Source organism: Psychrobacter sp. JCM 18903, assembly GCF_000586475.1.
Taxonomy (GTDB): Bacteria; Pseudomonadota; Gammaproteobacteria; order Pseudomonadales; family Moraxellaceae; genus Psychrobacter.
On sequence record NZ_BAWJ01000017.1, the window covers coordinates 23,827 to 45,816 of the forward strand.

General features: G+C 44.1%; 13 protein-coding genes and 6 pseudogenes. 15 read left to right on the forward strand and 4 right to left on the reverse strand.

Going from position 1 to position 21,990, the window contains the following annotated elements; translation table 11 throughout:
- Nucleotides 1-98 precede the first annotated feature (98 nt).
- Complete coding sequence (locus TT12_RS11710; protein ID WP_243443661.1) at nucleotides 99-1,226, forward strand: alkene reductase; 1,128 nt, start codon at nucleotides 99-101, stop codon at nucleotides 1,224-1,226.
- Nucleotides 1,227-1,304: 78 nt separating this feature from the next.
- Here the strand turns inward: TT12_RS11710 and TT12_RS17615 are convergent, their stop codons facing one another.
- Nucleotides 1,305-1,559 carry a TehB-like domain-containing protein gene (locus tag TT12_RS17615; protein ID WP_243443649.1) on the reverse strand — a complete coding sequence of 85 codons (255 nt, stop codon included), beginning with the start codon at nucleotides 1,557-1,559 and terminating at the stop codon, nucleotides 1,305-1,307.
- Entirely contained in the window at nucleotides 1,544-1,705 is a 162-nt protein-coding gene (locus tag TT12_RS17620) for a cupin domain-containing protein (RefSeq protein WP_243443650.1), read from the reverse strand. The genes TT12_RS17615 and TT12_RS17620 overlap by 16 nt, the downstream gene beginning before the upstream one ends.
- A gap of 325 nt (nucleotides 1,706-2,030) precedes the next feature.
- Between TT12_RS17620 and TT12_RS11720 the strand changes: the two genes are divergently transcribed.
- Nucleotides 2,031-3,509 carry an MFS transporter gene (locus TT12_RS11720; RefSeq protein WP_045455078.1) on the forward strand — a complete coding sequence of 493 codons (1,479 nt, stop codon included), beginning with the start codon at nucleotides 2,031-2,033 and terminating at the stop codon, nucleotides 3,507-3,509.
- Between the two features lie 211 nt (nucleotides 3,510-3,720).
- Here TT12_RS11720 and narL read toward each other — a convergent pair whose 3' ends face one another.
- Together narL and TT12_RS11730 are read right to left on the reverse strand one after the other, a co-directional pair.
- The gene (narL, locus tag TT12_RS11725; protein WP_045455081.1) at nucleotides 3,721-4,380 is read right to left on the reverse strand and encodes a two-component system response regulator NarL; all 660 of its coding nucleotides are present in this window, start codon (nucleotides 4,378-4,380) and stop codon (nucleotides 3,721-3,723) included.
- A gap of 74 nt (nucleotides 4,381-4,454) precedes the next feature.
- On the reverse strand, nucleotides 4,455-6,464 hold the full coding sequence (locus tag TT12_RS11730) for a histidine kinase (RefSeq protein WP_045455084.1): 2,010 nt from the start codon (nucleotides 6,462-6,464) through the stop codon (nucleotides 4,455-4,457).
- Between the two features lie 424 nt (nucleotides 6,465-6,888).
- Here TT12_RS11730 and TT12_RS11740 point away from each other — a divergent pair.
- The 13 genes and pseudogenes from TT12_RS11740 to TT12_RS11795 all read left to right on the forward strand — a co-directional run bounded on the left by TT12_RS11740 (nucleotide 6,889) and on the right by TT12_RS11795 (nucleotide 21,978).
- Nucleotides 6,889-8,265: pseudogene (locus TT12_RS11740) on the forward strand (NarK family nitrate/nitrite MFS transporter).
- A 347-nt stretch (nucleotides 8,266-8,612) separates the two neighbouring features.
- Nucleotides 8,613-12,370, forward strand: a pseudogene (locus tag TT12_RS11745) (nitrate reductase subunit alpha).
- A gap of 92 nt (nucleotides 12,371-12,462) precedes the next feature.
- A pseudogene (narH, locus tag TT12_RS11750) lies at nucleotides 12,463-13,999 on the forward strand (nitrate reductase subunit beta).
- Nucleotide 14,000: 1 nt separating this feature from the next.
- Entirely contained in the window at nucleotides 14,001-14,855 is an 855-nt protein-coding gene (gene narJ / locus TT12_RS11755) for a nitrate reductase molybdenum cofactor assembly chaperone (protein WP_201605037.1), read from the forward strand.
- Between the two features lie 14 nt (nucleotides 14,856-14,869).
- Entirely contained in the window at nucleotides 14,870-15,595 is a 726-nt protein-coding gene (gene narI, locus TT12_RS11760; protein WP_045447153.1) for a respiratory nitrate reductase subunit gamma, read from the forward strand.
- Nucleotides 15,596-15,738: 143 nt separating this feature from the next.
- Complete coding sequence (locus tag TT12_RS11765) at nucleotides 15,739-16,449, forward strand: hypothetical protein (RefSeq protein ID WP_243443651.1); 711 nt, start codon at nucleotides 15,739-15,741, stop codon at nucleotides 16,447-16,449.
- A 50-nt stretch (nucleotides 16,450-16,499) separates the two neighbouring features.
- Entirely contained in the window at nucleotides 16,500-16,793 is a 294-nt protein-coding gene (locus TT12_RS17625) for a peptidylprolyl isomerase (protein ID WP_243443652.1), read from the forward strand.
- A gap of 144 nt (nucleotides 16,794-16,937) precedes the next feature.
- A pseudogene (locus tag TT12_RS11770) lies at nucleotides 16,938-18,232 on the forward strand (molybdopterin molybdotransferase MoeA).
- Nucleotides 18,233-18,566: 334 nt separating this feature from the next.
- Nucleotides 18,567-19,680: pseudogene (gene moaA / locus TT12_RS11775) on the forward strand (GTP 3',8-cyclase MoaA).
- A gap of 66 nt (nucleotides 19,681-19,746) precedes the next feature.
- Nucleotides 19,747-20,275: pseudogene (moaB, locus tag TT12_RS11780) on the forward strand (molybdenum cofactor biosynthesis protein B).
- Nucleotides 20,276-20,278: 3 nt separating this feature from the next.
- Nucleotides 20,279-21,046, forward strand: a complete 768-nt coding sequence (gene mobA / locus TT12_RS11785) for a molybdenum cofactor guanylyltransferase (RefSeq protein WP_045455090.1) — start codon at nucleotides 20,279-20,281, stop codon at nucleotides 21,044-21,046.
- Nucleotides 21,047-21,105: 59 nt separating this feature from the next.
- Complete coding sequence (gene moaC / locus TT12_RS11790; protein ID WP_045455093.1) at nucleotides 21,106-21,627, forward strand: cyclic pyranopterin monophosphate synthase MoaC; 522 nt, start codon at nucleotides 21,106-21,108, stop codon at nucleotides 21,625-21,627.
- A gap of 60 nt (nucleotides 21,628-21,687) precedes the next feature.
- A complete protein-coding gene (locus TT12_RS11795; RefSeq protein WP_045455098.1) occupies nucleotides 21,688-21,978 on the forward strand; it encodes a MoaD/ThiS family protein in 291 nt (96 codons plus the stop codon).
- Nucleotides 21,979-21,990: the final 12 nt, after the last annotated feature.

Sequence of the window (21,990 nt, forward strand, 5' to 3'; positions counted from 1 at the left end):
CTTACTTACGCAGTAATAAAGCATCAAAACAAGCTCAGTGGTTTAAACAATAACCCCGTCCATTTGTTTTAAAAGAGAGTTTTATGGAACCATCTAATATCGATACCAGCCCATTATTTGCATCTGTCACACTTGGACCATATACGTTAAAAAACCGTATTGTCATGCCACCGTTGACACGCTCTCGCAGCACGCAACCGGACAATATTCCTAATGAATTAATGGCAAGCTACTATGCCCAGCGCGCATCAGCTGGTTTTATGGTCACTGAAGGCACGCAAATTGAGCCGAGGGGTCAAGGTTATGCGTGGACGCCAGGCATACATTCGCATGCCCAAATCGAAGGCTGGAAAAAGGTCACTCAAGCGGTACACGCAGCAGGTGGTATCATTTTCGCTCAGCTTTGGCATGTGGGTCGCGTGTCGCATACCAGCTTACAACCACAAGGCGCTCAGCCAGTTGCACCATCAGCTATCACTGCTGACAATGTAAAAGTATTTATAGAAACAGCACCAGGTGCAGGTGCGTTAGCCGATCCTAGTGAGCCACGCGCACTCAGTACTGATGAAGTTAGTGAACTGGTCGCTATGTATGCGGCAGCCGCACGCAATGCATTAGAGGCAGGTTTTGATGGCGTCGAGCTGCATTGTGCCAATGGCTATTTGGTGAATCAGTTTATCTCTGAACATAGCAACACACGTGATGACCAATATGGCGGTTCATTGACCAATCGCTTGCGTTTCTTAAAAGAAATCGTGGCTGCCGTCAGTGAAATGGTTGGCGCTGATCGCTTAGGCGTACGTTTCGCACCGCTGTTTGCTAGCACAGATGAGACTCGCGTGTATTTAGGGCTAGTGGAATCAGATCCACATCATACGTATATTGAAGCGATTAAAGTACTTGAACAAGCGGGTATCGCTTATTTATCTATTGCAGAAGCTGACTGGGACAATGCTCCTGATTTACCAGAGACTTTTTATCAGGCCGTCAGAGCTGAGTTTTCAGGACGTATTATCTATGCGGGTAAATACACGACGGAAAAATCGGTTCATATGCTAGCTAAAGGTTATAGTGACTTATTTGCTTTTGGTCGTCCCTTTATTGCTAATCCCGATTTACCTGAGCGCATCGCCAATCATTGGCCACTCAATGAGGCAGATCCTACCACGATGTATGGTGGCACCGAAATTGGCTATAATGATTATCCTTATTATCACAACTCTTAATACAATAAGGCCATTCGTGGCCTTATTTTTTTGCTTATAAATAGGATATTTTTAATAGCTGATTCATATATATAGCCCTTATGATTCATCCGACTGATCAAACAACTTTTCGATAGGCTTGCTATGTATCTTTGAGCTATTGAACAGCGACTTATTACCAGTATCCGCTTCTGTCCAAAAATTAATATTGAATTGGGCATCATCACTTAATTCTACGCGGTGCCAATATTGAGGCGGACTGACAGCGAACTGCCCTGCTTTAATAACAATGGTTTTTTCAGGTTCAGTAGCGGCTTCATCAGCAAAGCCATAAAAGGTTACCGTGCCTTGCATGACACAAATTTGGCCGTATACGCCTCTGCCGTATTGTGATGAGTCAACAAGGCTTTTGGGACTTTATCTTTAGTAAAAAAGTGGGTCGAACGCTTTATTTTCCAATGGCTGGGTATGACGGGCTTTGAGGCGACAGTATGACTCATGGTAACTCCTTGGCTAATTTGATGGGGGTATCCCAATCCTGTTTATTAACAGCTTACTTGTGAATAAAATTCTATTGATAAACGAGAAAAGCACGCACAGTAATGATTATTATTACTATAGCGCATCATATTTTCAAATGTATTGCTATCCTCATATCATCTTAGTTAACCATCAATATATAGGATATTAAAGCCACTTTTTAATCCCTATTAAGTAGTATGTGAAATGACATTCATACTGCTTTCGCCTAATGGTTAGCGAGCTTACTTATTGCTACATTAACTCCATCTAAACTATCCAGTTCGACGGTGGAGAATACTTGTCATGCATGCAAAAGAGCTACTTGAGGTTGAACGCCGTGATATAAGAGCGCTCCACTATACGTGGATTGCTTTTTTTCTGACCTTTTACGTCTGGTTCAATATGGCGCCACTAGCCACTTCTATGCTAGAGGCTGAAAGCTATTTAACTTCTGAACACATCAAATTATTTCTCATTGCCAACGTTGCTTTGACCATTCCAGGGCGAGTGGTAGTCGGCATGGCATTGGATCGCTTCGGTCCGCGTCGCGTGTTTTCCATACTGATGGTCGTCATGGCGATACCGACATGGTTCTTCGCGTTTGGTGATTCCGCGATGCAGCTGTTCGTCGCTCGCCTATTTATGTCTATCGTGGGCGCAGGGTTCGTCGTTGGCATTCACATGACCGCCCTTTGGTTTAAGCCAAAAGACATTGGCTTTGCCGAAGGATTTTATGCCGGCTGGGGTAATTTTGGTTCAGCTGCCGCAGCGATTACCATTCCCACGGTTGCGCTACAGTTCTTTGGTGGTGATGACGGTTGGCGCTGGGCAATTGCATTATCTGGCTTACTGATGGCCGCTTATGGGGTGGCCTATTGGTTTTTGATCACCGATGGTCCTACACAAGATACCCATAAAAAAGCACGTAAGGCGGGTGCTTTAGAGGTATCAAGTTGGAGAGATTTATTATTATATTGCCTATTTATTATTCCTTTATATGGCGTATTGGGCGTATTGGTTTATCGCACTAAAAACATGGGATTCCTGAGCGAAACAGGCGCTTGGGGGTTTTATACTCTCATCGCTGTGGTGGTTATTTATCAAATTTATAAAGCCATCAGTGTCAATGTACCCATGCTCAAAGCGGGTATCCCTGAGGATGACAAATACCCCTTTACCTCTGTTGCCGCCCTAAATGTCACCTACTTTGCTAACTTTGGCGCAGAGCTGGCGGTCGTCTCTATGCTACCAATGTTCTTTGCCGCAACGTGGAAGCTCGACCCTACCGTCGCAGGGTTAGTCGCATCGACCTTTGCTTTTGTTAACTTATGGGCACGACCACTTGGCGGCTATATCTCTGACAAGGTTGGCAATCGTCGCTTGGTGATGTTGGTATACATGTTCGGTATCGGTATCGGCTTTGGATTGATGGGATTGCTGAATGCAGAGTGGCCATTGTTTATCGCGGTCGTCTTTACGATTCTATGTTCAGTCTTTGTGCAAGGGGCAGAAGGTGCAACTTTTGGTATTATCCCCTCAATTAAGCGGCGCTTAACAGGTCAAATTTCTGGTATGGCGGGGGCTTATGGCAACGTTGGCGCTGTGTTCTACCTATTTATATTTACCTTGGTCGAACCAAATCAGTTCTTTTTTATCATTGCGATAGGTGCATTTATCGCTTGGGTACTTTGTTTCTTCTGGTTAAAAGAGCCTGAAGATGCCTTTGGTGACGAATACAAGATGTCCTCGGTCGATCGTCAAATTGCCGCTGAAGAAGGCTAATTTGATTACCTTATAAAATAAAAAAGCCACCCAGCATCAATGTTCGGTGGCTTTTTTTGACTGATATAGAGAGCTATCTAGACATGTCATAGGGATTATTCAGATGACCCATGATTTTTTATAAAAAGTAAAGCTTTCAAAAAGTAGCTCTTTCAAAAAGTGATATTTTCAAAAAACAACTACTTCGATAAATAACCATTTTGACAAACGACTACTTTGATAAATGATTCACGGTCCATACCGCCGCCTCTACCCGTGTGCGTAGTCCAGTTTTGTTCAAAATATGCTTAACATGCACTTTTACTGTGGATTCTGCGATATCCAGTTTGTTGGCGATCATTTTATTACTTAAGCCTTCAGCAATCATTTGAATCACTTGCAACTCTCTAGTAGTGAGATTGCCAGCGATATCTTCAATGCTTGGTGTACGTAACGTTTGCGCCAAGATTGAGGCCAAATTGGGACTAATAACCAGCTCACCACGCAACACTTTTCTAATATCGACGATGATTAACTCAGGCTCCATATCTTTTAGCAAATAACCATCCACCCCTAATTTCAACGCTTCTTGCACGTCTTCTCCGCTGTCAGAAACTGTAAATAGCAAGGTAGCCACGTCAATATTTCTGGCTTTAATTTCTCTTAGGGTCTCGATACCAGTCAACACTGGCATTTTATGATCTAGAATGACCAGATCGACCGGATTGTTTGCCAAAAAACCCAACGCTTCTTGTCCGTTATTCGCCTCACCAACGACCGTTACATCACTTTCGAGACTGAGCAGTTCTGCGACACCGCGGCGCAGCATAGGATGGTCATCGACCAATAGTAGCCGAGCCGGAGAAGCAGACGTATAAACCTTAGTAGTCATAAAATACTCACAAATTGAAAAATGCTACAAAAAATACAATGCAGTGGTTAAGAGCGTTTACTAAGCCTATTCACTTAGTTTTGCTCAGCCATATAATCCGTAAAGAAACTGGGTACAAACCTGACGATGACGCTGGTACCTGCGGGCACATTATTAGAGATAATCAAATCACCACCTAATTTATAGGCACGCTCTTTCATAATCATTAGACCATGATGCTGGGTCTGATTGACAGTCCCTGATATACCAACGCCGTCATCATTGACCATCATCGCTACATAATTACTTTCATCATCATAAACCAAATCGATAGTGACGCTGTTAGCATGGGCATGGCGACTGATATTCGACAGCGCCTCCCTTATAATTTGAATGAGATGCACTTGTTCGGTTGCCGTTAGATTCAAGGATAGGATTTGATTGTTGACCTTTATGTCAAACTGCCCTTTTACAGCAAACTCATCAGCCGCCTCATATAAAGCTTCATCAAAATTGCCGCTATCAATCGTCAAGCGAAAAGTCGTCAATAAGTCTCGCAACTCATGATAAGCAGAGTTCAGACCCATTTTTATTTGACTGATATGCTGCCCAACCTTGATTTGACTTTGTTCATCAAATACCACCAGCCCACTGTCTTTATCAGTAGACAGTTGCAGATGTTTTTCGAGCACGCTGACTTGTATTTTTAGATAAGACAATGACTGTGCTAAAGAGTCATGCAACTCCCTAGCAATGGTCGAGCGCTCTTCAAGTAGAATAAGTTGATGGTCTTGCTGCCTTTGTCTGCGTAAGGATAAGGCGGTGCTGACGAGATTGGTCAGCACAACAATCAATTCATTATTTTTAGCAATTAAGTAACTACTATCCACCTCTACTACCTTGATACGTGTTGAATCTTCCTCGCTTTTTCTCTTATCTTCTGCATAAGCTTTATTAGTCATTAAGACAGATTTCGGTCTGACCTTTAGCTCACCAAATTCTATATCTTGATGAATAATCGGAAACGTTTTGGTATAAACGTCTTCTTTAATAGAGCAGCTTTCACAAGTGAGTTTGGTACATAGCTCCTTCATCCTATCATCGTGCAGGGCTATAGAGTTTTTATTGGTGAGAATATTGCTTTGGATACACAGCGTAAAATCTAAATATGGGAATATACACCCAAAGCCAGTAATCAATTCATCAAGCCGATGTAAGCTCACAGGACTACTGGTCAATTGCTTTGAGAAATCATAAAACAATGATAAGGCTTGGTTGGCTTTTACCAGATGCTGAGTCTTTGTCTGTACCTCACTCTCAAGTGAGCGCTGATACCTCTCAATGGTACTGGCCATACCGTTAAAAGAATTGCCAAGCGCTTCAAATTCTCTATAACCGCTGATAGACACTCTCGTATCATATTTGCCTTCTTTAAACGCCCGATTGGCTTTAATGAGTTGTTGAATAGGCGTTAGCACTGAGTTCTGTAATCTCCGTACGCCTATCAGCATAATAATCATGCTCAGTATCAGTGAGAGTATTTGTAGGTTTTGCTGCCATGTCTGACGCTGCTCATTTCTATCCTGTAACGCGCCAACAAAACGATTAACATCGTCAATATATTTGGTTGAATCACTATAAAAGCCTTGCTTGTCTTGTGCCAACAATGCTGGTTTTAAATCACGAAACCATTGTGATTTTATCTGGCTCCATTGAGCACTAATCGCCTTATCTCTGTTGGCACTGGTCAGTTGATACGCTTGTAATTTGTTGAGACGACTCTCCATGTCTTCAACCAGTATGTCTGTTTTTTCAGACTCACTTTTATTGGAGAAATCCAGTCTGTCTTGCTTTTCTACCTGCGGCGCATTGTCACTAGCTAAGCCATCTTGTTTGATATTTAGGCTTGAGCTAAAGGGATGGTTATCCGCAAAATCAGTCGCTAGCTGAAAGCTAATACGATACGTTGCCATGCGTATCGAGCCTGCGGTATTAATCGCCTCAGCATCAGACTTTGCGACCCAAGCGAGCGCACCGCTGCCTATCGCTGACATCAAAAACAAAGTAGCGATGATCGTAATAGCAATCCAAGTATGAAGGAACAAAGACTGCGTCGTAGATTAGACATGATTAATAGCGCTCCCATCAAACACTTTCTGCACAAAAGATTTGAGATCTTAAAATTGAACGTCGCAAAAGCAAAAAACATACAGCATAAAAAATACTACAGCGCCATTAGCAGTCCATCGACAAGCAAAACCTTAGTGATAAACCTGCCCGCAATATACCCCTTTTAGTCATCAGTATACCACTATGTATGAATACTCTTCATCGGGATAACACAGTACCGTGAGTTATCATTTTTTGAAAGAGCAAGTGATTCATAGCGCTCATAAGCCAGTACGGCGGCTCTTTGTCATCAACAATAACAGGAGTAAGCGCTACGGTTTACTGTAAGTTTAGACAGCCATTTGATGATAAAAAATACTGAATATAACTAGGCATAGCTAATACTAAGTGAGGAATAACATGGGCAATAATTACAACTTCAAAGGTGGTAAGCTCATCACTGACTGGCGACCTGAAGTAGAAGAATTTTGGGAAGGAGGCGGCAAAAAAGTCGCGCGTAGAAATTTATGGATATCCATTCCATCGTTGCTATTGGCATTTGCAGTATGGATGGTATGGAGTGCCGTAATTGTCCGTCTGCCAGAGATTGGTTTTGATTTTGATGATGGGCAGTTGTTTTGGCTCGCCGCGCTGCCCGGACTATCAGGGGCAACGCTGCGAATTTTTTATTCTTTTATGGTGCCTATCTTTGGTGGGCGACGTTGGACAGCAATATCTACCTTATCCCTATTAATTCCAGCATTATGGATGGGCTTTGCGGTTCAGAACCTGATACGCCATTTATGATATTTGCCATCATTGCCCTACTTTGTGGCTTCGGTGGTGGTAACTTTGCCTCCTCCATGTCCAATATCTCGTTCTTCTTTCCAAAAGCAGAACAGGGCACTGCTCTTGGGCTAAACGCGGGTTTGGGTAACCTTGCGTGTCGGTGATGCAGTTCGTTGTACCGATGATTATATTGGTAGCAGCCTTTGGCAGCTTAGGCGGCGACCCACAAGTCTCTGCAAGCGGTCAGCTGTTTTATCTACAAAATGCAGGCTTTATTTGGGTACCTTTATTCTGCTATTTTCAGCACTGGCATGGTTTGGCATGAACGATATTGCCACTGCTAAAGCTTCCTTTAAAGACCAATCCGTCATCTTTAAACGCAAACATAACTGGATCATGTGTATCCTATATATGGCAACCTTTGGCTCCTTCATTGGTTTTTCCGCCGCGTTTCCGATGCTGATTAAAAACTCATTTCCTGCCATTGATGCGCTTAAGTTTGCTTTCTTAGGTCCTTTAGTTGGTGCGCTATTTCGCCCCTTAGGTGGCTGGATATCTGATAAAACCAGTGGCGCAAAAGTGACTTTTTGGAATTATATTGTGATGGTATTGGCGGTAGTGGCGGTGATGTATTTCCTCCCTAGCGAGACTCATGAGGGCAGCTTTGTCGGATACTTCATCTCCTTTATGGTGCTGTTTATTACCACGGGTATCGGTAACGGCTCTACCTTTACCATGATTCCCGTTATCTTCAGAACCTTTCATGAACGCCTTGAACCTCAAAAAGCAGGTACAGAGGAGTTGTTTGTCGAGATACGTAAAGAATCAGCAGCAGTGGTTGGCTTCACGTCAGCGATAGCAGCCTATGGCGCATTCTTTGTCCCAAAAATGTTTGGTTCAGGACTGGGTGTTGATGGTACTTTTATCGCTTTAATTGTCTTTTATGTTCTCTGTATTGTGTTGACATGGTGGTATTACAGTCGCCCTAATGCTGAGATTCCTTGCTAAAGCAGCCTTGTATAAATCACCCTCTAAAAACAGGTTTTTAAATTAAAAATATCGCTCTTTATAGTGCTACTTGCCAGCGTAAGTAGCACTTTTTTATTTTTACCAATCCATATTCTGCTTGTAAATAAGCCCGACTTATAAATACTTAACGATTTTTTAAGCAAATTTTATCATTTACCGCTACTACTAAGGTGGTAGTGCTCTGCTCATGTTAGCGGATAGTAAGAGGGCGATGGCTTACTTAAAATAATACCATCGAAAAACATTTACAGCTTGGGCAAAGGGTTGTTTTTACCACGCCATTCAGCTTTAGATACCCCATAGGCAATAATACAGAGGATAGCGAAATGAGCCATTTACTCGACCAATTCCGTTTTTTTAAACGTAAAAAGGGCGAATTCTCCGATGGGCATGGTGAGACGCGCGATGAGTCTCGTGACTGGGAAAATGTGTATCGTAGCCGTTGGCAGTATGACAAAGTCGTGCGTTCAACGCATGGGGTCAACTGTACCGGTTCTTGCTCATGGAAAATTTACGTAAAAAACGGCTTGGTCACGTGGGAGACGCAGCAAACTGACTATCCTGAAACCCGTCCAGACCTACCAAACCACGAACCGCGTGGCTGTCCTCGTGGCGCAAGTTATAGCTGGTACATGTATTCAGCGAACCGTGTGAAATATCCTAAAGTACGTAAGCCGCTTCTCAAATTATGGCGTGAAGCCAAAGCGCAGTATCCTGATCCAGTCGATGCGTGGGGCAGCATTGTCCAAGACCCTATCAAAGCAGAACAGTATAAATCCAAGCGCGGTTTGGGCGGTTTTATTCGCTCAACGTGGGCAGAAGTTAATGAAATCATCGCCGCTAGTAACGTCTATACTGCCAAAACCTTTGGTCCTGACCGTATCGTTGGCTTCTCTCCGATTCCTGCGATGTCGATGGTCAGTTACGCCGCCGGTAGTCGATATTTATCACTTATCGGCGGTGTTTGCTTATCATTCTATGACTGGTATTGTGACCTGCCACCAGCGTCGCCAATGGTTTGGGGTGAGCAAACCGACGTGCCAGAATCAGCCGATTGGTACAACTCTGATTATATTATTGCCTGGGGTTCAAACGTTCCGCAAACGCGTACACCAGACGCGCATTTCTTTACCGAAGTTCGTTATAAAGGCACTAAGACCGTTTCTATCACCCCTGACTATGCTGAGGTTTCTAAGTTAACTGACTTATGGCTAAATCCAAAACAGGGTACTGATGCGGCTGTTGCGCAAGCATTCTGTCATGTCATTATCAAAGAGTTTTATCTTAAGCAGCCCAGTGATTATTTCCTGGATTACGCCAAGCGTTATACCGACTTACCCGTACTGGTCATGCTAGAAGGTGAAGAAGGCGCACGCCATGCTGGTCGCTATCTACGCGCTTCTGACTTAATCGATAATTTAGGTCAAGAAAACAACCCAGAATGGAAAACCATCGGTCTAAATAGTAATGGCGAGCTGGTTTCTCCACTCGGCTCGATTGGCTATCGTTGGGGCGAAAAAGGCAAATGGAACCTTGAGCAAAAAAATGGTACGACAGGCGCAGAGATTGACCTTACACTGACTTTAAAAGACAGCAATGAGACCTGCAAAGTCGGCTTTGATTACTTTGGTCATGTGGATCATCCACATTTCACCTCGGTACCGGGCGAAGCGATACAGCAAAAAACCGTTCCTTGTAAAACCATTACCCTTGCCGATGGCAGCACCGCTATCGTTGCGACCGTCTTTGATCTAACCGTTGCCAACCTTGGGGTGGATAATGGTGTTGGCGGCGAGCATGTCACCGACGACTATGACGATGCAAGCGTACCGGGTACGCCTGCTTGGCAAGAAGTCATCACCGGCCTAAGCCGTGAGCGCGTCATTCAAGTCGCGCGTGAATTCGCTGAAAACGCCCATAAGACTCATGGTAAATCGATGATTATCATCGGCGCGGGTATGAACCACTGGTATCACCTAGACATGAACTATCGCGGCGTGATTAACATGCTGATGCTATGTGGCTGTATCGGCAAATCTGGCGGCGGCTGGGCGCATTATGTTGGTCAAGAAAAACTGCGCCTCAAACGGGCTGGTTGCCATTGGCCTTTGCGCTTGATTGGCATCGTCCACCGCGTCATATGAACGGCACGAGCTTCTTTTACAATCACAGCTCACAGTGGCGTCACGAAACCATTTCTGCCCATGAGATACTCTCGCCTCTCGTCGATAAAAAGTTCTTCCCTGAGCATATGCTTGATTACAACATTCAAGCAGAACGCGCAGGCTGGTTGCCTTCAGCACCACAACTCAACCGCAATCCACTGACCATCGCTGCCAAAGCCAAAGAAAGCGGCAAAGGCGTGGAAGAGTATGTTGTCGATTCTCTCGAAGATGGCAGCTTACGTTTTGCTTGTGAATCACCTGATAACCCAGCCAACTTCCCTCGCAACATGTTTATCTGGCGCTCAAACCTATTGGGCTCGTCCGGTAAAGGTCATGAATATATGCTGCATTATTTCTTGGGCACCAAAAACGGCTTGCTCAATAAAGAAAATGCAGAAGGTCACCTGCAACCAAAAGAAGTCGATTGGGTAGAAAAAGGCCCAACTGGTAAATTAGACTTGGTTGTCACATTAGACTTCCGTATGTCTTCTACCTGTTTGTATTCTGACATCGTGCTACCGACTGCAACTTGGTACGAAAAAGATGATATGAATACCTCAGACATGCATCCATTCATTCACCCATTAACCGCCGCAACTGACCCTGCGTGGGAATCTAAGACCGATTGGGAAATTTATAAAGGCATTGCCAAGAGCTTCTCTGAAGTATCAAAAGGTCATTTAGGTGTTGAAACTGACGTTGTCACCTTGCCAATGCAACATGACACCCCGGGTGAGTTAGCACAGCCATTTGGTGGCACTGACTGGAAAACGGCTGGCGAAAAACCTGTACCGGGTAAAAACTGCCCGATGATTAAAGTGGTTGAGCGTGACTATCCGAGCACTTATAAAAAGTTCACTTCTATGGGTCCTGCCTTAGAAAAACTGGGCAATGGCTCAAAAGGCTTGAATTGGGATATGAAAACTGAGGTCAAACAGCTGGGGGATTTAAACCACCGCGTGACTGAAACGGGTATTTCTGAAGGCAGACCAAGTCTCAACACCGCTATCAATGCCTCTGAAATGATTTTGATGTTGGCGCCTGAGACCAATGGTCATGTCGCCGTAAAAGGCTGGGCTGCACTCTCTGAATTTACTGGTCGCGATCATACTCATCTTGCCAAATCTAGCGAGCACGAAAAAATCCGCTTTAAAGATATCGTTGCCCAACCACGCAAAATCATCTCAAGCCCAACTTGGTCAGGTATTGAGTCGGATCAGGTCAGTTATAACGCGGGCTATACCAACGTCCATGAGCTGATTCCATGGCGTACGATTACTGGTCGTCAGCAGTTTTATCAAGACCATCCTTGGATGCAGGCGTTTGGTGAGCAAATGCAGCAGTATCGTCCACCTATCGATACCAAGACCACTGAGCTGCTCAAAGACGCCAAACCAAATGGTAATAAAGAGATTGTACTGAACTTTTTAACACCGCACCAAAAATGGGGCATCCACAGTACCTACTCTGAAAACTTGCTGATGCTGACCCTAAGTCGCGGTGGACCTTGTGTCTGGATGTCAGAAGTCGATGCGCAAAAAGCCGGCATCGTCGATAACGACTGGATTGAGCTGTTCAATGCTAATGGGGCAATCACTGCCCGTGCCATCGTCAGCCAAAGGGTGAAAGAAGGCATGACCATGATGTATCACGCCCAAGAGAAATTGGTTAACATTCCAGGCTCTGAGCAAACAGGCACGCGTGGCGGTATCCATAACTCGGTCACTCGGACGATTTTGAAACCGACACATATGATTGGCAGCTACGCCCAGCAGTCTTATGGCTTTAACTACTATGGCACCGTTGGTTGTAACCGTGATGAATTTGTCGTGATTCGTAAAATGTCAAAAATCGACTGGCTAGAAGATAAGCCAGATAACGAATTACCGCGCCCATTACCAACCAGCATTGAAGGGTAAAGCTGTTTCTTCTATCGAAAAGATATCCTGATTTCAGGATATCTAGAAAGAACATAAAGCTGCTTTTTTACTATTATTTGGAGCACAGATCCATGAAAATTCGTTCGCAAGTCGGCATGGTGCTTAACCTTGATAAATGTATCGGTTGTCACACCTGCTCAGTCACCTGTAAAAACGTCTGGACCAGCCGTGAAGGTATGGAGTATGCGTGGTTTAACAACGTTGAATCAAAACCCGGTATCGGCTACCCCAAAGAGTGGGAAAATCAAACCAAATGGAAAGGCGGTTGGATACGCAATGCCAATGGCACTATCAATCCGCGTATCGGCGGTAAATTCAGAGTACTCGCCAATATCTTTGCTAACCCTGACCTGCCTGAGATTGATGACTATTACGAGCCGTTTGATTTCGATTATCAACATTTACATACTGCGCCTATCAGCAACCATCAACCTATCGCCCGCCCGCGCTCAGCCATCACTGGCAAGCGTATGCAAAAGATTGAATGGGGTCCTAACTGGGAAGAAATCCTCGGCTCAGAGTTTGAAAAACGTCGCAAAGATAAGAACTTTGACAACATTCAAGCGGAGATTTATGGCGAGTACGAAAACACCTTTATGATGTATTTGCCACGTCTGTGCGAGCATTGCTTGAACCCAACTTGCGTCGCATCATGCCCAAGTGGCGCGATTTATAAGCGTGAAGAAGACGGCATTGTCTTAATTGACCAAGAAAAATGTCGCGGCTGGCGCATGTGTATCTCAGGCTGCCCGTATAAAAAGATTTACTACAACTGGAAGTCGGGAAAATCTGAAAAATGCATCTTCTGTTATCCACGTATCGAAGCCGGCTTGCCGACCGTTTGTTCAGAAACCTGTGTTGGTCGTATCCGCTACTTGGGCGTACTGCTTTATGACGCGGACAAAATCGCTGAAGCAGCAAGCACACCTAACGAGCAAGACCTTTATCAAGCACAGTTAGACGTATTTTTAGATCCAAATGACCCTGCTGTTATCGCCCAAGCATTAAAAGACGGTGTACCGCAATCGGTCATTGATTCAGCAGCGCTCACCAGTTTATAAGCTAGCGATGGATTGGAAGCTTGCGCTACCGCTACATCCTGAATACCGCACGCTGCCGATGGTTTGGTATGTACCGCCATTATCACCGATTCAAAATGCTGCTGAAGCAGGCAAAGTCGGTATGGATGGTTTGATTCCAGATGTCGACAGCTTACGTATTCCACTGCGTTATTTAGCAAACATGCTTACCGCAGGCGATGAAGAGCCAGTACGTTTGGCATTGAAGCGCCTACTGGCTATGCGTAGCTACAAGCGTATGCAATTGGTTGAAAAACAAGAAGTCCAAAGTATCTTGGATGATGTGGGTTTGACCAAGCTGCAAGTGGAAGAGATGTACCGCTACTTGGCTATCGCCAACTACGAAGATCGCTTTGTAATTCCAACGGCGCATCGTGAAGAAGCATTGAGTGACGCTTTTGCTGAACGCAATGGTTGCGGATTCACCTTTGGCGAAGGCTGTTCAGGACATTCGGACAATAGCATGTTTGGACAACGCAAAACCAATCGCCGCGATTTCATCGATACTGTCCAAAAGTGGGAGTCATAAGATGCAAACTACTCAACTTAATAACAGCACTTCAGTGCATGAGCCAATTACCCAACCAACCATCGGCAACTCGGATTTGAAGCTACTCAAGGTACTCAGTCTACTTATCGACTATCCAAGTAATGAGCTGTTTCTCGGTGATACGCTTGCCGATTGCACAGAGATTGTCGCCAAATCAACATTGATTAGTCCAGAAGTACGGACACAAATCATCGACTTGATTGAAGATTTAATCGATACCGGCTCTCTTGAGGCGCAAGCGCGTTATGACGGTCTGTTTGAGCGCGGGCGTTCTTTATCACTATGGTTGTTTGAGCATGTACATGGCGAGTCGCGCGACCGTGGTCAAGCGATGGTCGATTTGATGGGTCAGTATCAAGAAGCGGGCTTTGAGATTAGCGTCAAAGAGCTGCCTGATTATCTGCCTTTGTATCTTGAATTTTTAGCGTATCAAGCAACCATTATCGAAGACGATATTCAAATTCGTATGGATATCGCTGATGTTAGCCATATCCTCGCTTTGCTTGCCGCCAGATTAGAAGGTCGCGGTAGCTTGTATAAAGGCTGCTTTAATGCGCTATTGCAAATCGCTGGTAAACCGCTCGATATCGTTGAAGAGTACCAAGAAAAAATCAGTAAAGAAAAGCGTGATGACAGCTTTGAGGCATTAGATAAAGAATGGGAAGAAGAAGTGGTGACGTTTTTGGATGCGCAACAAGAAGAGCGCTGCCCGTCACAAACAAGTACCCAAAATCTTGCAGCAAAAGCTGGTATAAAAAATGCCTCTGCTACAAATGCGGTCGATGCTCCAGTGCACTGGGTAGATTTTAAAACCAACCAACCGGTTAAATCATAATAAGGAGAAAGGACATGAATATCGCAGATCCTAGTGTGCAGTCTTTAGCCAACCTAAACTGGCTACAAATTTTCCTTTTTGGCGTTTATCCGTATGTGGCATTGACCATCGCTATTATTGGTACTTGGGTACGTTTTGATTTATCTCAGTATTCATGGAAGACAGGCTCGACGCAAATGCTCAGAAGCAAAAACATGCGCCTTGCCAGCAACTTATTCCACGTTGGCATTATCGTGGTCTTGCTGGGTCATTTATTTGGCATGTTGACGCCGCATTTTCTTTATGACAGATTTATCAGCGCCGGACATAAGCAGATATTAGCGGTGGTCGTTGGGGGTATCGCAGGCGTGTTTTGTTGGTTTGGCTTGGTCATGCTCATGTGGCGACGCTTTACCGATGACCGTATCTCAAACACCTCATCGTTCTCAGACAAGCTGGTACTGGTGCTGTTATTTATCCAGCTGAACTTAGGTCTGCTGTCCATCTTTACGTCAGTGAAGCATTTAGATGGCTATACCATGATGAATTTGGCAGGATGGGCACAGGACATCACAATCTTAAGACCTTTGCAGGCAGCAGCGCGCATTGAGCAAACTGACTTAATTTATCAGCTGCATATGGCGCTCGGCATCACCCTGATTGCGATATTTCCGTTTACACGGCTTATTCATATCATTAGCGCGCCAATTTGGTATTTCGGCCGTCGCTATCAAATTGTCAGACAAAAGAACTCTCAGTAAGGCTGTAGAGCAGTATCTAAATGGAACGGCATTTTTAACCCTATCCTCACCTAGATACTGCTCTTTACCCTACCTTTAACGATAAATCAACACGCCCTATATTTTAGAATTTCTATTACCAGAATCCTTAGTGGAGCAAAGCCATGACTGTCAGTACCTACAATCCAGCCGACCATGCGACCAACCAAAACGCTCATGTGCACAGTGGTAATCATCACAGCCATGATAATGATAATCACAGTCACAGTCACAGTCATGCCGATCACACTCCTACTGGTCGCGGTGATGATATTCTTAGAGTAATGCCAACCTTGTCTGATTTACAAAAACCGCATTCTGACCAAGAGTTCATCGAAAAAGCGATGGCGGAAGAGCGCAGCAACCATAAAAATCTGATTGCCTCTAGCGTGATGAGCTGCTTCAGTGACGGTCAATGGGTGATGATAGATAGAACCAATATCGCCCAAGAGCTGCAATATCATCCAGCAGAAAACAAAGAAGACGCCGTCTTTTTAGCGACACAAGCGCTGGTTGTGCGCGAATTACTGAGATTGGCAGTTTTAGATGAGCCAAGCCTGGGTGAAGCGGCATGGGAAAACGACGAAGAGCAAGCTATCTCTACTTTAATAGACAAAAACGTTCAAGCAACGATGCCAGATATGGCAACTTGTGAGCGCTATTATAAGCAGAATATGACTGACTTTAAGACTGATCCCATCATGACTGTACGCCATATTTTATTGGCATGCCCGCCTGAAGATGGCGATGAGCGCTTAAAGCTCAAAAAGACCGCGTATGAGTTTATCGAACAAATCAAAAATAACGCCAATCCTGATGCCGAGTTATTCAGTTAGCACGCCAGCATTCTGCTTGCCCTTCAAAAGAGCAAGGCGGCGAACTGGGTGTGATTAGCAAAGGTCAAACCGTACCAGAATTTGAAGGTGTATTATTTAAGCTCGATAAAGGACTGGCGCCAAGCCCTATCGAAAGCCGTTACGGTTTTCATATCGTTGAGGTGCTCAATAAAGAACCTGGGATACAGATGACTTATGAGCAAGTCAGCCCTGCGATCCATAATAAATTGAGCCAACAAGCCTTTCACCAATCATTATGCGATTACTTGTTTACCTTAGCGTATGAGGCTGATATCCAAGGTATCGAGATGACGCTTGAGCAAGAGAATATATTCCGCGGCTAAGCAGTCCACTGTCGGTCACTTAATTCTTATGTTATAAAGTAGCTGCTATGGTATAAAGGTTCTTGTGATACAGCACCCTTTTTATGCTATGTGTCGTTCAATATCAATAACACAGTTCAATATTAATAAAATGAGTAGACGTTTATGATTACGGTTGCAGGACTTATCTCTGAAATACAGCAGCGTATAGAGCTTATAATACTAACGACTATCCGCTACATAAAAGAGCGGTCGCAAGCTACGATTTATTAGACAGCCGTCATCATATATTGGCAGAAGATATTGTCTCGCCTTTTGCTATACCAAGACAAAATCTATCGGCGATGGATGGTTATGCGATCGCTAAAGACAGCCTACTCTCAGCAGACAGCACGATTGATATCGTGGGTGAATCACAAGCGGGCAGTCCTTATAGTGGCGACATTTCAGCAGGACAAGGGGTGCGTATCTTTACCGGTGCGGTCGTTCCTGATAGCTGTGATACGGTCATCATGCAAGAAAACACCAACTTTGCCGCCATAAAAGGCAGCATTGATAAATCGCAGCTTTATACTATTACCCTCAGTCAAGACGCTAAGCATGATGACAATATCCGTAAACAAGGCGAAGAAATTGAAGTTGGCGAAGCGGTTCTATTAAAGGGTAAACGCCTAAATCCTGCTGATATTAGCTTATTGGCGAATTTGGGCTTTGGTCAAGTGACGGTATATCAGCCTTTAACCGTTGGTGTACTCGCAACAGGCGATGAGCTAGTTGCCATTGGCAATGAGCTGACCAGCTTGGCGCAAATCTATAACTCGAACACGCCTACCCTAAAAAGCTTGCTCTCTGACTTGCCCATCACTATTCGAGATTATGGCATCATTGCTGATGATTTAGATAAAACCACCACCGCCGTAACCCAAGCGATGCAAGAGTGCGACGTCCTTATCTCCACGGCTGGGGTATCGGTTGGCGACTATGATTTTTTAACCACCGTCATTGGGCAGCTTGGGCAGATTAACCACTATAAAGTGGCGATGAAACCCGGCAAGCCATTTGTCTTTGGCGAGCTAACTAAAGATCTTGCCAAGCCCGTGCTGTATTTTGGCTTACCCGGCAATCCGCTATCGACCATCGTTGGTAGTCTGCAATTTGTGATCCCAGCCTTGTGGCAAATGGCAGGCGCTGCGCCACAAGAGCGACCTATGCAGTTAAGTCTCACTGCAACGCTTAAAAATGATGTCAAAAAATCAGCAGGACGGATGGATTTTCAAAGAGGCATATTGTCCCAAAACGAACTTGGTGATTTCCAAGTTGAAAGCTTTACCAAGCAACAATCGCACCGTATCAAACAACTAAGCCACGCCAACTGCTTCATTGTACTAGCACAAGATTCTGGCAATGTAGCCGCTGGTGAAACCGTAAAAGTGCAGCCCTTCCCTTGGTTGCATCGCTGAATAATAGCTAAACAACAGCTAAATAATTGCATCATTAATAACGGTATAGTTAAAAAGCTGCATGGCTAATCAATGGTATAAAGCGTTACACAGTTAATCATTCTTTATACTGTTGATTAGCCATGAATCATGAGAAACTGCTTGGGGCGTATGTTGATTTTGAAAATCATAACCAAGTAGCATCTACTACTTTAGTGGTAGTTTTTGGGTCACTTACGGTGAATGGTTATTTGCGTGTAAACTGTCATAATCATACCTAAATAGAATTTTCCACTCACAACCTGAGGCAACGCCTAAAAGTACACACTATACTTAATATTAATGGTAATCATCTATGAACCATCTTGCCCCTACCCTAGGTAATGCGCAATTGTATTCGCCTGCCGCTGCACCCGTTATTTTTGATGGTGACTCATCATCGAACGTTGCAATGAGAGCTGCTAGCACGTCGACGTATTTTCCGGTCACGCTCTCTCAACCATTAACCGATGGTTTCGCACGACGTCTCACCTATTTGCGTCTATCGATTACTGATTTCTGTAATTTTCGCTGTGAATATTGCCTGCCAGACGGCTATCAAGGCAAACCACCACAAAACGAGCTTAGCGTTACTGAAATTGCCACGTTAATCCGCGGATTTGCCGAAGTTGGTACTAAAAAAGTCAGAATTACGGGCGGTGAACCCTCTATACGCGTGATGTGGTAGATATTATTAAAACCATCAAAAACACTGAAGGCATTGAAACCGTTGCCATGACCAGCAATGGCTATAAGCTTGGCAAGCATTTGGCTAACTGGCAAGCAGCTGGGCTTAATCAGCTCAATATCAGTATGGATAGCTTTAATGCTGCTACTTTTCATAAGATGACTGGCTTTGACATGTTGCCGCAGCTCTTGGCTGATATGGATACTTTACTTACAACCACAGATATTAAGCTAAAAATAAACAGTATTTTAATGGCAGAAACGGCCTTTGAAAATCTGATGAATGCCATCGAATACATCAAAGACAGAGCGGTCACTTATCGCTTTATTGAATTTATGCAGACCAGTGATAATAGCGATTTATTTTTTGCGCAGCATGCACAGTCCGATATTATTACCAATTACTTATTAAAAAATGGCTGGCAAACTCATATACGTGGCAGCAACGATGGTCCAGCGATAGAATATAGCCATCCAGATTATAAAGGTCGTATCGGCATGATTGCCCCTTACGCTGCTCATTTCTGTGACAGCTGCAATCGCCTGCGGGTCAGTAGCCAAGCAAGGTGCATCTGTGTCTATTTGACCAAGGTAACTACGATATTCGTCAGCATCTGGAACAAGATGATGTCGCAGGACTTGTTAATACCCTGCATAGCTTTATGCCAATCAAACCTGAACATCATCATCTTCACGAATCAAACAGCGGCATGATGAATAATTTGTCGATGATTGGTGGATAAAATCAATAATGTATCAATAATAAAAACTTTTATTTCCATAACAAGCGTATTTATTAAGGATTATTCATGAGTAAGCTGCAAGCACCCTTTACCCCGCTTAATATCGCCATCTTAACGGTTTCTGATAGTCGTACTCTTGCAGAAGATACCTCAGGGCAGTATTTGGTTGACCAACTGACCGCAGCAGGGCATCAACTTGCCGATCGTCAGTTGATTATTGATGATATTTACAAAATCAGAGCCGTCATCAGCGGTTGGATTGCCGACCAAAATGTGCACGCTATTATCACCACTGGCGGTACTGGCTTTATATCCGAGACAGTATGCCAGAGGCGGTTGGCGTATTGTTTGATAAATCGGTTGATGGTTTTGGTGAAATGTTCCGCTTAATCTCAAAAGACGATATTGGTATGTCTACCATCCAATCTCGCGCCGTGGCTGGCATGGCAAATGGTACAGGCATTTTTTGCTACCCGGTTCATCAGGCGCTTGTCGCACTGCGTGGGAAGGTATCTTACAAGAGCAGCTCGATAGCCGCACACGTCCTTGTAACTTTGTGCCACACTTTATGCGTACCAACCCAGGTCATGACTAGTTCATGCTGGAAGTGGCAGACAGCTTAATCAGCATAGAGGAATGCAATCGCTTAGCAGGTATCGTAATTTTGGCGGGCGGCGCATCCAAACGTATGGGAACGCCAAAAGCTGAGTTGATACTCCCGACAGGCGAGTGTTTGCTTGATTATCATGTTAGACAAGCGCTTGAATTGAGTGCTGCATTGACAAGCAACTTACCTATTATGATTGCCGATAACGGACGCGGCTTTAGCATCAATCCAGATTTGCTTAAGAATTCGCCATCGCCAGTCTTTCATATTAATGATTATCTATCTGCTAACGATCTTTCTAACAAGATTCTGTCAAGCAATGATGATAAGACGATTGAAACAGGTGGCGCGTTGGTAGCGATTGAAGCAGCGCTGCAATCATTAAAGAGTTTAGCAAGTTCAAACCAATTAATAAAAGAAGCAAGCTGGCAGCAATCTTGGTTGATGGTTATCAGCTGTGACAGTTTAATTCCTGTCACCGATTTATGGCAAAAACTGCAACCTTATATGACGAAAAATCCTGATAAAACTGTTATTTGCCTGACCGATGACAGTCATTTATATCCATTGTTAGGTCTATACCGCTTGGATATGGAGCCTGATTTGAAGCATTATATTGACGATGAGCAGCGGCAAGTGATGAAGTTTATTCAGCCGATTGTGCAGCCCGTCCCTTTCGCAAGAGATTGGCAGTATTTGACCAATTTTAATACGCCTAAAGATTTTGCACGTGCTTGTTTAGCTTTGAACAACTTATAAAAAGGTTTATTTAAAGAAAGCAACTTTAAGAAAAATCTGCCATTTAAGAGAAATAAAGAATGAATAGCGACAGTCAAAAAAACAGTAATCCACCAAGCAACCAATCCGGCTTATCCCATTTAGACAGCGACGGTGATATCACCATGGTCGATGTGAGTGGTAAAACGGCTAGCACCAGAGAAGCACATGCAAGCGGACAAGTGGTTTTTCCTGCAGACATTTATACGCAAATCAAATCCGCTGACGGCATGACCAAAAAAGGTAGCATCACTCAGACTGCTCATATTGCCGGTATCATGGCAGCCAAACGCACCCACGACTTGATTCCACTTTGCCATCCTTTGCCCTTAGATAAAATCAGCTTAAGCTTTGCATACGATGATGCAAACCATAGCATTACTGTGACTGCCACGGTTAAAGTTACTCATAAAACTGGGGTAGAAATGGAAGCATTAACCGCCGTCAGTGTCGCTTGCTTGACCATTTATGACATGACCAAAGCCATCTCGCATGACATTGTGATTGATAATATTCATTTAATGAAAAAAACGGGCGGTAAGTCCGACTATCAACATGCTTAAATTGGCTTTATGCATATCATTTACAAAAAGCTTAGTAATGAATAAATAATGGAGATTTCTATGAGCACTTTAGTAGAAAGCAATACAAATTCTAAGCTAGACACCACGATGAATATTAACGTCTTATATTTCGCTAGCTTAGCTGATGAAGCCGATTGTCATGAAGAAACAATCACTGTGCCTCAGTCGACTTCATTGACCGAACTGTACGAACAACTACGCCAAAAACATCGCTTCAGTCGTCCGCAGTCGGAGCTACGCGTGGCTGTCAATGACTATTTTGCCAAGTGGACAGATGAGATTTATGAGGGTGATAGTGTGGTTTTTATCACCCCAGTGGCTGGCGGTTAAAACCACACTATC

Coding starts and splice junctions, on each gene's coding strand:
- TT12_RS17615 (WP_243443649.1), bottom strand. CDS start 1,559: ATGCAAGGCACGGTAACCTTTTATGGCTTTGCTGATGAAGCCGCTACT.
- TT12_RS17620 (WP_243443650.1), bottom strand. CDS start 1,705: ATGAGTCATACTGTCGCCTCAAAGCCCGTCATACCCAGCCATTGGAAA.
- TT12_RS11720 (WP_045455078.1), top strand. CDS start 2,031: ATGCATGCAAAAGAGCTACTTGAGGTTGAACGCCGTGATATAAGAGCG.
- narL (WP_045455081.1), bottom strand. CDS start 4,380: ATGACTACTAAGGTTTATACGTCTGCTTCTCCGGCTCGGCTACTATTG.
- narJ (WP_201605037.1), top strand. CDS start 14,001: ATGCAAACTACTCAACTTAATAACAGCACTTCAGTGCATGAGCCAATT.
- narI (WP_045447153.1), top strand. CDS start 14,870: ATGAATATCGCAGATCCTAGTGTGCAGTCTTTAGCCAACCTAAACTGG.
- TT12_RS11765 (WP_243443651.1), top strand. CDS start 15,739: ATGACTGTCAGTACCTACAATCCAGCCGACCATGCGACCAACCAAAAC.
- mobA (WP_045455090.1), top strand. CDS start 20,279: ATGCTGGAAGTGGCAGACAGCTTAATCAGCATAGAGGAATGCAATCGC.
- moaC (WP_045455093.1), top strand. CDS start 21,106: ATGAATAGCGACAGTCAAAAAAACAGTAATCCACCAAGCAACCAATCC.
- TT12_RS11795 (WP_045455098.1), top strand. CDS start 21,688: ATGAGCACTTTAGTAGAAAGCAATACAAATTCTAAGCTAGACACCACG.